A 12,385-nucleotide genomic window follows, 5' to 3' on the forward strand; every position below is an offset into this window, starting at 1 on the left:
TATTTTAGCTAATGCCTACATAATCTACTCGCTCGAAGTCGCTGCGTACTAAATCATCTAACGTCGGGCCTTTGGGGCGCAAATTAACGCTATCGCCAACCTTCACATTTTCGTAATGTGCGTTGGTAATAGCGAAATTAGTATCCCCAAACGGCTGTATTTCCTCAAGCAAGAAGTCAAGGAAATATCTGCGAACTGTTTAAGTCGATTATTCTCGATTTTGTTAGATTTGGGAATCGTTAGTTTTGTTCTCCGTCGAAGGCAAAAAACAAGAACTGTATAAATTCATCGCTACACCCACAACACCACCATATAAGCGTTTGCCGCCTCTTATTGCTGCTACCTCTGCTGACCGATACAGAGTGGAATAATCTACACCATGTTCCGGATAGAAAGCTACCCCACAAGATACTGTCAAGGGAAAATAAACTTCTACATAACTGTTATCGCTCATACTAAAAAATCGTCGCAATGGAGGAAGATGAGAAAACTCCTGATTAACTGCTTTACAAATTCGCATTGCTAGTAAGACAACTCCTGCCATCTTCAAGTTAGTTAGAATAATAATAAATTCCTCTACCCCAGCTCTAAAGACATCAATACCATCCGGTAAATTTTGACAAATCAACTTAGCAATCTGTTTCAGTTTTTCATCACCTTCAGCATGACCGAACCGATCGTTGAAATATATAAGTCCATCTACATCTATCCAGATCATCCCAAATTCAGTTTGCTCGCCAACACATTGAGCAAAGCGAGCTTGCATCAATCTGGTATTACCCAATCCAGTAAAGCTATCAAAATCCGAATAATTCATATATAAATTCTCCTTTTTAAATCAAACAATTCATATACCAAGTCTCAATTAATTCTAGCTGGATGCGCTGCGATGCTTAGAAACCGGATTTTTTACGGTTGCGGCTGGCGAAGCGAAGAGACTCGAAAAAACCCGGTTTCTGGGCAGTGGTGCGTCAGTCATATTTAAGCATAAGACACCGGATCTTTTAATCCCAATTCCTCAAAAGCAGCCAACCGCAGCCGACAAGAATCGCAAACGCCGCAGGCATTTTCGCCGCCTGCGTAGCAAGACCAAGTTTGCTCCCAAGGTACTCCTAATTTGTTGCCTAATTGAATAATTTCTGTTTTTTTAAGTTCGATCAAAGGTGTTACAATCTTAAGAGAATTTCCTTCCCTTCCCTGCTTGGTTCCCAACCGAAATACTTCCTGCATTGCTTGGATGTAATCGAGGCGACAGTCGGGATATCCCGAATAATCTAAAGCGTTGACACCGATATAAATACGATCGGCTTCTAGAGTTTCTGCGTAGGCGAGGGCAAAACTGAGAAAGATTGTATTTCTAGCTGGAACGTAGGTAATTGGGATGTTTTGAGACATTTCTGCAAGATTGCGATCGATCGGCAATTCCATCTCATTATCAGTCAAAGCCGAACCGCCCCAAAGAGTCAAGTCAAAGTTTACTATCTGATGTGCCTTAACACCTGCCGCAAGTGCGATCGCCCGCGCTGATTCCAACTCCCGCCGATGTCTTTGCTTGTAGTCAAAGGAAATAGCGTAACACTCGCAGCCGTCGGCTTTGGCTTGATACAAAACCGTTGAGGAATCCAGCCCTCCCGACAATAAAATAACTGCTTTCACTTAAAATCACCTCCATTAAATTAGCCTTTACATTTATATCAAATCTTTGGTCAAGGGACAAGATAGGAATGCTAACTGCTTTTTGAAACCTACATATTACACGATTGTCAATAACGAATTCTCCGGCCGGTTCCACAAAACTCAATTAACTGGTTCCTAGGCAGAGCCTGGGAACCATATCTAGAGGCTCTGCCTCGCATTGCGATCGAGAAAATTGGAGGCAGAGCCTCCGAATCTACGTTACCAGGAAGAGCCTAGTAACGAGTAGAAAGAAAATTCATCTTTTCTGAAACAGGCCGGAGAGCCTGTTCTTGAGATCGGTGCAGGATGTCAGATTTAAATGGCTAATAAATCATCGAGTTCGCGGTAATCGGGCAAAGTTGTATCAATTTTAATGCCCTGTCGCAAAACTGTGCGATCGCCCTGCGCTCTCGATAACAATTCGCTGAAATTCCGCGCTTTAAACAAAATCAAATCTGCTGGTAAACCAACTCCTATTCGTCCCAAATTCGGCAATCCCATTAAATCTGCTGGAGTCTGTGTCACTGCGCGCGGCCAATCCTCCCAAGGCATATCTAAATGAGCGATGCGGACTGCCATATTAAAGACTTCCAAAACATCATGGTCGCCAAATCCGTAAAACGGATCGCGACAATTGTCGCTAGCAACTGCAACGGGAATTCCGGCTGCTTTGAGTTCGTGCAGCAGTGTCACTCCCCGCCAGCGCGGTGTACGCTGAGATTGTCGGTCTTGCAAGTAAAGGTTGCACATCGGCAAGCTGACAATGCCAATATTTGCGGTCTTGACTAAAGCAAGAGTTTCTGTTACTAAATCTGGCGGTTGTACGGCTAAACTACAGCAGTGCCCGCAGATAATTTGACCGGAAAATTCATGGCGGATGGCGGTTTTTGCGACTTCCCGCAGTGTTACTGAATCTGGATCGTCGTTTTCGTCGGTGTGGAAGTCGAGGTTTAAATTTCTTTCTTTGGCTAAGGCAAAAACTCGATCGAGTTGTTTGTCTAAGTCGGGGTTGATATAGGCGACTCCGCCGAGAATGCCGCCGGTTTGGGCTATGCGATCGGCTAATTTTTCGCCGGCGGGTGTGAGGAAATAGTCGAGGGAAACCAGGGAAACTGCTTGCAAGATTAGCCGATCGCCCCATTCGGCTTGCAGCGCTTCAAATACTCCCAAACTAACGGTTCCCTGTTCGCCCGCGCTGTCAATGTGAGTGCGGATAGCCTTGGTTCCGTGGGCGTAGCTGCACTTGAGGCCAAACTCCATTCGCTGGTAAACATCCTCTGCATTCCAGTTTTTTTTCGCATCAGCGCCCACTGCTTCGATCGCGCTGGCAAAAGTTCCATCGGGATTGGGCGATCGTTCCCAAATGTGTCCTTTGTCTAAATGGGTGTGCATATCCACAAAACAAGGCCAGATTAAGCCGCCCTGCAAATCTACAACTGAGATATCTCCAGAGGAGGATACAGGTTTTGTACCTGCTGGGATAATTTGGGCGATCGTACCCGCTGCAATTTCCATATCCACCGCACATAAATTGTTCTCACTCCCCGTTGTTGCGACAGTAGAAGCTGACGAGGCGATGGATTGCATCTCTAGAAGAGATGCGGGTACGCGACCATCTTTGAGCAAATAATTAAATGTACTTGGCAACATTAATTTTGTGAGTTAGTATTTTCCTAAGAATTTAGCGCTACCGCAAAAACGCTACCGAAAATCATTGTCGGTTGAGCGTCGATTCTCTTATCGGTAACAAATGCTACCTTCTCAGTCTAACCATTTAGACATAAAATTGTACAGCGCCGATTGATCGGGGGTCGAGCGCCAACAAACCGAGCATCTACAAATACTGATTTGCAAATAAACCTAGTTTTCGATCTGTTTGCAGTGGTGCACTCTACCAGCCCAGCTAATGGTAATAAATTGTGGTCGTTCCACTGCCATTAGCAACTGTACAAATCGTGAAACTGAACCATGCAAAAATTTACAAATTGCCCAGTTTGCAGCTCCCAAAAAATCAGCTTTTTGTACACAGCGGGGACAGCCCGCCAACCAAAAGAGGCTCCTAAATGGTCAGTTTACGGATGCGAAGATTGTGGCTTAGTATTCGTAAATCCACGCCCGACATGGGATGAACTGAGCGATTATTACCCAGAGGGCTGGCAGTGCTACAACACTTACGTACCAGACGAAGAAGATGTAGTAAAACAAGCCAAAAAACTTAATGAATTCCGACACATTCCTATCCCTGTAGGCAAGCGGCTGTTAGACGTGGGATGCGGCGGAGGTTCCATTATCCAAGTCTTCAAAAAACTCGGAGTTGAGGTAGCAGGAGTTGAACCTAGCTCCTCAGCAGCAGCAGCGGCCCGCGAATGCGGTGTCGATGTTTTCACCGGCACTGTAGAAGAATACGTTGCAGAAAAAGGTACTGACGAAAAGTTTGATGTCATACTCTGTTCCCACGTTTTGGGAGCAACGCCTTTGCCTGCAGAAACACTCGATTGCATGAGGCAATTGCTGGCTCCAAACGGTTACATTTGGGTGGCTGTACCGAACGCGGACAGCCCATACGCGCGGCAACTGGGCTGGCGCTGGCACAGCACCGATTATCCTTACAATCTGATCGGTTACACTCCAAAAACATTGGCTCTAGCCGGCAAAAAGGCAGGTTTGGCAATTCAGCGCAATTACACCTACTCTTTGCCGGATGCCCTTCGTTACTCTATCTGTTTGTGGCAGCGCTATCGGTGGTTTGTACCGCACAAAGTTAGCCGCTTGTTCCTTTCTGACGAACGTGTTGAGCGCATGGCGAAGGAATTGGACTCGCGCGGCGAAGGTGAGGGAATTTTAATGGAATTCTGTCACCCTCAAAGCCTGGATTAAGGGGTTTTGAGCAACAATATTCCATTTCAGAATATTCGATTTGAGATGAGATCAAACTTCAAAACTCCGGTTTTCTTGATATCAGTGCGTAATTTTTATCAGGAGGGAAACCTTGGCCACCAGGTTTTTGAGCAGAAAATTTAGTGACTTTTCACGCAATTTTTCGGAGAAACCGGGTTTCTGAGCGTAAGTCCTGCTTGTATGTGTCTGTCTGCATATACTTCATGAGAGTGCCCAACAACTAGAAAGAGTTACCATGCAAGAACTGACAAATTGCTCTGTTTGCAATTCACAAAATATCCATTTCCGCAACAAAGCTGGCACTTCCGATGCCCCTAAAGAACCACTGAAATGGTCGCTTTTCGGCTGTGACGATTGCGGCCTAGGATTTCTCAATCCCCAACCTACATGGGAGGAATTGATTCCATATTATCCCCCAGATTATCTGTGCTACAACACTCGCGTTGAGGATGAGGAACAAGTAGTTGAAGAAGCAAAGCGACGGGGCGAGTACCGGCACATTCCTATCCCTGTAGGCAAGCGGTTGTTGGACGTGGGATGCGGTGGCGGTTCTTTTCTTCAAGTCTTAAAAAAGCTGGGAGTTGAAGTTAAAGGCGTCGATCCTGGGGTATCGGCTACGGCGGCCGCCCGTGATAGCGGACTCGATGTTTTTACAGGCACTTTGGAAGAATATATCGCACAACATGGTACGGACGAAAAGTTTGATGTCATCACCTGTTCTCATGTTTTGATGGCAACACCTTCGCCCACGCAAACACTCAACTGCATGAGGCAGTTGCTGGCACCAAACGGTTATATTTGGGTGGCTGTACCGAATGCTGATTGCGAATCGGCGCGGGAGCTCGGCTGGCGCTGGCACAGCACTTATTTTCCTCGCAACATCATACAATTCAGTCCCAAAACTCTGAGTAAAGCTGGAGAAGTTGCTGGTTTGGAAATTCGGCGACAGTCCACTTATTCTTCCCCCGAAGCTGTGGGTGTTTCGCTTTGTATGCGGTGGCGCCATCGCTGGTTCATACCGCACAAAATTTCCAGGCGCTTGCTGTCAGAAAACTATCTCAAGCGGGCAGCGCAGGAATTGGACTCGCGCGACGAAGGCGAGGCAATTTTAATGGAATTCTGTCACCCTCAACGCCTGGATTAAGGCGTTTTGAGCAAAAATATTCGATTTGAGATTTGAGATTTGAGATTTGAGATTGACTGCACCTCGGCTGCTGAGAATCTCAAATCTTTTTTTTTCTCATCTGTTAAAACTTCAACATTGGCCTTTGACTGTTGTGCTGTCTTTGGTGTTGGCTATACTGGAAAAGATTGAACTTTGGACTTATATCAAATCCGAGTCAAACCTCCTGTTATCCTGAAACCCAAGCCTAGAAAGGGTTGTATGTGGGTAGCGCGATTGTTTCAACCAGGGAGGTTTGTACTGTTGGTATGATAAATCACTGTTTCAGATGGCGATTCGGCTTACAACCAACAGCAGCATCCATAGCAAGAGCCAAAAACAACTGTGTCAAAACCCAAGCATATAGTTTTAACATCCCATCCCGACAGATCTGGCACAAAACCTCATCCCATTTACTGGGGAGAAATCGATCCGCTGAAACGGGGGCCTGTGATTGGCAGCCTCATTAAATCGTCTCACCGGAATGCGATCGGCACTCATTCGGGTTCCTACTCTGTTTATCGCGCGCTAGCAGTTGCTTCCGGCGCACTCCAAGCAGATCACCGCCCCGATTTTACCAACACCTCTCCGGCCGCACACATCGGGCCTCACCCGAGTTGGGGCGATCGCAATTTGATTGTTTCTCTCGATCCCTTTGGGGGTTTGGTTAGCGAAGTTTATACTTCATTTCTCCAGCAAGGATATGATATTCGACCGACAATTGCTGTCACTAAAGCTCACATTAATATGCCGGAATTGCAAGATGCCATCGCTAAGGGGCGAGTGCAAATTGATGGCAAAATAGTCAAAGAAGGTGGCAATTTAGCAGTAACTAAAATTGCGATCGATCCGGTGTGGTATTTGCCTGGAATTGCTCGGCGAATCGGCGTCCAAGAAAGCGTTCTCCGCCGTGTCTTATTCGAGCAAACAGGCGGAATGTTCTCGGACTTAGTGACGCGGCCGGATTTGCACGTTTTCTTGCCACCAATTGGCGGAACAACGGTTTATATTATTGGCGATGTCGCGAATATTTCTGACCCGGATAAGCAGTTGGCGGTACGGGTACACGATGAATGCAACGGTTCTGATGTCTTCAGTTCCGATATCTGCACTTGTCGCCCTTATTTGGTACACGGGATGGAAATTTGCATCCAAACGGCACAATCAGGCGGTTCTGGGGTAATAGTTTACTTCCGCAAGGAGGGGAGAGCTTTGGGGGAAGTGACTAAGTTTTTGGTGTACAATGCCAGAAAACGGCAGGAAGGCGGCGATCGCGCTGATGCCTATTTTACGCGCACTGAATGTGTTGCGGGAGTTCAAGATATGCGGTTTCAAGAACTAATGCCAGACGTGCTGCACTGGTTGGGTATCTCTCGAATTGACAGTTTAGTTTCTATGAGCGATATGAAATACAATGCGATTATCAATTCTGGCATTCAGGTGGTCGATCGCATCCCCATTCCTGAAGATTGGATTCCCGCAGATGCACAAGTCGAAATTGTCGCCAAAAAAGCCGCGGGCTACTACACGCCAGACCCGATGCCAGATGCTACAATTCTTGCAGAAGCGATCGGACGCGATTTAGGAGATTGAGAGGGCAAAGACGCGAGCGATCGGACGCGAACAATCGCGTCTTTACTAAATAAAATTTATTGCTGGTTTTTGATCAGTCAGGGTTGGTTATGGCTAATTTGCGTTCTACTGTGATCGTAAAAACAGATATTTGCGGATATACCGTCAGAGTTAAAAAATTATCTCAGTCGGACTTAAGTAGTTTGTTAAATGAGCATAAAAATTTTATTTCAGATATTAGCACCAGAAATGAAGGCAGTGTGATTAAAGGGGAAGGTGATTCATTTTGGATAATTTTTCCCAGCGTCACAGCAGCGGCTGTAGCAGCCATAGAAATGCAGCAAGAATTGAGATCGCAACAATCTAGCAAGGCGAACGACGAACGATTGGCTATTCGCGTCTCGATTACTTTAGGAGATGTCTTGCATCAAGATAAAGATATCTTTGGCGATACGGTGAATTTAACAGCGCGCATAGAATCAGTAACTCCGCCGGATGAAATATATTTGTCCCAAGCAGCATGGCTGGCGCTCAACAAAGCAGAAGTGCAAACGTCTTTTGTCAACGAGTTTTCTTTGAAAGGGATGAGCGAACCTGAAAAAGTCTACAAAGTTGACCAAAGTTACAAAACGCGAATCATAAAAAATCAAGCAATAATTAAAGCAGATTTGAGAGGTTTTATTCCTTATCAAGAATCTAATTCTATCAAAGATGTTGAATATTTGCTCACCAACTTTGATACTTTTGAAAAAACAATTTGCGAAGAATATGGCGGCACAATTCGGAGTATTGTTGGCGATTCGCATTTGTTGACTTTCCCAGAATCTCACTCAGCCTTAGCTGCAATGGAAAGTCTGTGCGAGAATTGGAAACTTTTTATTGACGCTAATCAAATACCTTGTGGCTTGTCGGTGGGAGTTGCTAAGGGAAATTTATATATATTTCGGTCTTGCACTTACGGAAAAGATATTCACATAGCCGACAGGCTGGAAGATTTAAGTAAAATAATATCTCCGGGTAGAGAAAGGAATTCGGTCATAGTTTCCGATCAAATAAAACGCGAAGTCAGCGGGTCGAAGTGGGAATATAAGCTGATAAAAATCGATAAAAATGCGATTTTAGATAATCTTTTAGATTACAGTCAGTTTGACTTTTTTCAAGAAAACGATGTTTACCGGTGTTTGGTTGCATGAAGTTGCCCAATATTGAATTTGAGACTGTAGAATATCTGAGAACGCCGGCTGCTATTCGCCAAAAGTGCGATCGGCTTTTTGATTTAGCCCGCCGGGACAAACTCCGCTACTTCCGCGTCGATTTATCCCAACTCGACAAAGCAGCAAATTATGTAATTGACACAACGCGGGAACAGTATCCCGATTTTAACATTCCCTTTCACAGTCGCTGGCGACATTTTGAAGCCGGCAACCTGCCGCGACTCGCCCAATTGGATGCAGCTTTAGCAGAATTTGCACTCATAGAGCAAGCTAAGATCAAATTTGATTTAGCAATTGTCAGCGTTTTGCTTGATGCCGGTGCTGGTGCAGATTGGCAGTATTGCGAACCTGAAACTAGACAGGTTTACCGCCGTTCTGAAGGGTTAGCAATAGCCAGCTTGCGGATGTTTTGTCAAGGTGTTTTTTCCAGCAATCCCGATTTTCCTTGGCAAGCTGATTCTCGCGGACTTTCTCAATTAAAACTAGAAACCTTAGCGGCAGGATTTCAGGTAAGTCAAGACAATCCGCTAGTTGGTTTAAGAGGCCGATTAGAATTATTGCAGCGTGTGGGAAATGGGATTTGCCAGCATCCATTATTATTTGGCAGCGAAAACCCGCGTCCCGGCAATTTAGCAAAATACTTGCTAGACAATCGGGTTTGTGGAGTCAACACTGTGAATGCTACTGAAGTATTGAAAGCTGTTTTGACAGGTTTTGGGGAAATTTGGCCGGGAAGATATGCAATTGGTGGCGTTAATTTAGGCGATGTTTGGCGGCATCCGGCTTTAACAGGAGAAAATCTGGGAGATGAATTTGTGCCGTTTCACAAACTCTCGCAGTGGTTGACTTATTCGCTGTTGGAACCGCTGCAAAAACTTGGTTTAGAAGTCGCCGGATTGGATGAGTTAACGGGATTGCCGGAGTACCGCAACGGTGGTTTGTGTTTGGATATGGGGCTGCTGCGGGCAAAAGATTCGGCTATTTTTGAGCGGAGTTACTTGCCGGGTTCGGAAGTTATAGTAGAATGGCGATCGCTCACTGTCAATCTTTTAGATAAAATTGCCGCAGCTATTCGAGAAAAGCTGCATTTGAGTGCGGATCAATTGCCGCTGGTGAAGATTTTGCAAGGAGGAACTTGGGCGGCGGGGCGGAAAATTGCGGGCGAATTGAGGCCTGGTGGAGTGCCGCCAATTCTGATTGAAAGTGACGGGACGGTGTTTTAGAGGGAAGAAGGAAAAAGGAAGTTCGGCAACGGATTCTCTAACGGATGTAACGGATGTCAGAAAGAAGGAAGGAGGAAGAGGGAAGTTCGGCAACGGATTCTATAACGGATGTAACGGATGTCAGGAAGAAGGAAGAAGCAAGAGGGAATAAGCAAAAGGGAATAAGCAAGAAGGAAGAGGGAAAATTCTTCCCTCTTCCAACTTAAAATTCAAAATTCACACCTGAAAACTATTCCTCACACTACACTCCCCAAGCTGCTTAGCGACAAGTGCGATATTTGACGTGATAAATTAAACCGCGATGAGCCAAATCGAAGGAGTCAACGGTGGCCATGCCGGCACCGCGGGCTGTCATTGAAGCATTTACTCGCATATTTACACTGTCGCCGCAGCGAGACCAAACATTAGCTACAGTGGCTAAGCTATCTCGAACATTGTAGTTAGTTTCGCCGCTGAGATTCCGATTATAAACAGGGCCGCGAGCTCCAGCGAAAAAGTATTCTGCTCGCAGGTTGCCTGTGGTTTTGGGAGCAACGTAGCCGCGATAATCAGCATCGTAGATAGAAATTTGGTAGCCTTGGGGTACTTTGATGGGAATGCTCAGATTGCAGCTTTTCCGGCTTTCTGTTGAGACATTTCCCAAGGCTGCAAACTTGTCAAATAGGATGGTGAGTTCTTGACCGTCGGGGCTGACGCTGACGCTGGCAGACCGATCTGGGCAACCGCTACCGCCGTAGCTTGCACCTAAAATTTGAACGGTAGGATTAGCCAAGGCGGGGCTGATAGAAGCAGTCATTAATGCCGTAGCTAGCAATAGTTTTACAAACTTCATGGATGTTCTCCTTAATAAGTTTAGTTGTGTGTTAGGAGCACCCTAAAAAAATGGAACTGAATTTAGGTAATGTGTTTTAAACTTCGATATTGCCGCCTTCATGTGGAAAGATGAAAAGCCAGTCAAGCCAAGCTTATGACCTCATGTGCAGCTCCTCTTCAGGTTTTTTCGATTAGTGAGTTAACCGAAAGAATAGGTTTTCTGCTGATACTTTCTAAGATTCGTGTCTTTTGGTGAAAGTTCTGGAAGATTTCGGTGCGAAACTCCGAATCTGTGTTAATTGGCTTGGACTGAGCGCGAGACAGCGAACCCGACCAGTCGGGAGGCTTTTGGGCCCGGATCTGCGTTCCCCGGAAGAGCGCGGGAAGAAGAAGAAACGAGAGAATGACATATTTGTGTATTTTCAAACCTCGCATACTTAGTGTCGCCCAGCGCGGAAGAAAGGCAAGTGTAGAAGCAATTTTATTGGCGCGGTATTGGTGTTTTCAATATGGGTTTGATATAAGTAGTTTTGGATGCAGGGGTGGCTATAAATTAATACGGTTCAGTTAAGGAAAATTGTAGCGAAAATGTTGGGCGGAGTGAAACGGAGGGTTCGTTCCTCAACCCAACCTACGCACGATCGGTTTTTTTAGCACTAACTGAACCGTATTGGGCTATAAATCGGTCTTTTTTTGTGTAAAGAGTGCATCAGCGACTGATAAGTTAGAATAAACTGAGATGTGGCACCCTTGTCAATAAGCCTTTTATGAACAGGCAAGATGCCTGTTCCGCAAGTAGATGCACTATGTCTTCGACAGTATACCAATTGCCGCAGTTTTGCTGAAATTTAGCCTGAGATTTGGCTGTCTGTAACTTCTGAAATCCCTGTGGTGTCAGGTTTACACTGCGCCTGTGCTTAGGTCGATGAAGAGGTATCATCGTCTGATTGCGATCGCAATCACAGCGCTCGCTCTGATTGCGATCGATGGAATTAACCCAGATTGATTACACTCAAGAACCGTCGCCTTCCTTAAAAAGATAAGGAAAAATTTCCCAAGTTAGGCGAGGGCTGCTTTGACGAATGGGAAAACTTTACAATGACTCAAACCCAAGATATTACTGAGCTTGGTCAATTGAAGAGGTGAAATTCTTAAGTTGAGATCTTAAAAAGCAAAACTTGAGTGGTTTAGTCAGATTGGATGATATATAAAATGTAAGATGCTCCCAAATCATTGGTTAAAAGCAGCAGAAGCGAAATTGCAAAATGTCTCTGACAATAAGTACAATCAGATCTGCAAATCTCGACTTCCCTAAGCCCTAAGAACCAGAAACTAAACAAGGAGAATTACCGTGACTGATGCGCCTCTTGATTTATTATCTCAAATACCAGAATGTGTTGCAATTGATGAAGATGGAGACTTTTTTATTCGGGCAGAAGGATATGTTGGTTCAGCTACAATTGCCAAGGCTTTGGTAAGTTTCGATCCCCATTCAGAAACAGAAAGAGGAGTAATAGCTGATATCACAATAACTCGTTTAGATGATGGAACAATTGAATTCCAGTGTGGACCTGTTGAAGTCAGGGAGGGCGATGACATAGTTAAAAAATGTAGGAGTGGTGAGCCAATTGATTTAATGTCTGGTGAAACAAGGTATGAAGCAAAAGGAAGCGGTTTTACACCTGGTACGCAATTGTGTATTGCATTAGTAACAGAATAGCTTCCCAGCTACTCTGCCTCTGCCATCGCCCCTTCTAGCACTCGGCTGGCTAGGGGCGTTAAGCTTCGTACTGCCTCAGATGGGCGGCGGTTATCCTTGCTTAACT

The 12,385-nt window shown here is 45.3% G+C and carries 11 protein-coding genes; 6 read left to right on the top strand and 5 right to left on the bottom strand.

What is annotated here, in order from left to right:
• Positions 1–4 precede the first annotated feature (4 nt).
• From QUA74_RS06915 to QUA74_RS06930, 4 genes are all read right to left on the bottom strand, one after another.
• On the bottom strand, positions 5–172 hold the full coding sequence (locus QUA74_RS06915; RefSeq protein WP_333326398.1) for a hypothetical protein: 168 nt from the start codon (positions 170–172) through the stop codon (positions 5–7).
• Between the two features lie 51 nt (positions 173–223).
• A complete protein-coding gene (locus QUA74_RS06920; protein WP_333326400.1) occupies positions 224–817 on the bottom strand; it encodes a GGDEF domain-containing protein in 594 nt (197 codons plus the stop codon).
• Positions 818–981: 164 nt separating this feature from the next.
• Positions 982–1,656, bottom strand: a complete 675-nt coding sequence (gene queC, locus QUA74_RS06925; RefSeq protein ID WP_333326402.1) for a 7-cyano-7-deazaguanine synthase QueC — start codon at positions 1,654–1,656, stop codon at positions 982–984.
• A gap of 336 nt (positions 1,657–1,992) precedes the next feature.
• A complete protein-coding gene (locus QUA74_RS06930) occupies positions 1,993–3,327 on the bottom strand; it encodes a cytosine deaminase (protein ID WP_333326404.1) in 1,335 nt (444 codons plus the stop codon).
• 318 nt (positions 3,328–3,645) lie between these two features.
• Between QUA74_RS06930 and QUA74_RS06935 the strand changes: the two genes are divergently transcribed.
• From QUA74_RS06935 to QUA74_RS06955, 5 genes are all read left to right on the top strand, one after another.
• Positions 3,646–4,554, top strand: a complete 909-nt coding sequence (locus QUA74_RS06935; protein WP_333326406.1) for a class I SAM-dependent methyltransferase — start codon at positions 3,646–3,648, stop codon at positions 4,552–4,554.
• 256 nt (positions 4,555–4,810) lie between these two features.
• A complete protein-coding gene (locus QUA74_RS06940; RefSeq protein ID WP_333326408.1) occupies positions 4,811–5,719 on the top strand; it encodes a class I SAM-dependent methyltransferase in 909 nt (302 codons plus the stop codon).
• A gap of 363 nt (positions 5,720–6,082) precedes the next feature.
• Positions 6,083–7,330 carry a GTP cyclohydrolase II gene (locus QUA74_RS06945; protein ID WP_333326410.1) on the top strand — a complete coding sequence of 416 codons (1,248 nt, stop codon included), beginning with the start codon at positions 6,083–6,085 and terminating at the stop codon, positions 7,328–7,330.
• A gap of 89 nt (positions 7,331–7,419) precedes the next feature.
• Entirely contained in the window at positions 7,420–8,502 is a 1,083-nt protein-coding gene (locus QUA74_RS06950) for an adenylate/guanylate cyclase domain-containing protein (protein ID WP_333326413.1), read from the top strand.
• Positions 8,499–9,746 carry a URC4/urg3 family protein gene (locus QUA74_RS06955; RefSeq protein ID WP_333326415.1) on the top strand — a complete coding sequence of 416 codons (1,248 nt, stop codon included), beginning with the start codon at positions 8,499–8,501 and terminating at the stop codon, positions 9,744–9,746. Before QUA74_RS06950 ends, QUA74_RS06955 begins: the two co-directional genes overlap by 4 nt.
• A 259-nt stretch (positions 9,747–10,005) precedes the next feature.
• On the opposite strand, the gene QUA74_RS06960 is transcribed toward QUA74_RS06955, so the two are convergent.
• Complete coding sequence (locus QUA74_RS06960; RefSeq protein WP_333326417.1) at positions 10,006–10,578, bottom strand: DUF4360 domain-containing protein; 573 nt, start codon at positions 10,576–10,578, stop codon at positions 10,006–10,008.
• A gap of 1,332 nt (positions 10,579–11,910) precedes the next feature.
• On the opposite strand from QUA74_RS06960, the gene QUA74_RS06965 reads away from it, so the two are divergent.
• Positions 11,911–12,279: a hypothetical protein gene (locus QUA74_RS06965; protein ID WP_333326419.1), complete on the top strand. Its 369-nt coding sequence runs from the start codon at positions 11,911–11,913 to the stop codon at positions 12,277–12,279.
• Positions 12,280–12,385: the final 106 nt, after the last annotated feature.

Source organism: Microcoleus sp. LAD1_D3, from assembly GCF_036702135.1.
Lineage (GTDB): Bacteria > Cyanobacteriota > Cyanobacteriia > Cyanobacteriales > Microcoleaceae > Microcoleus.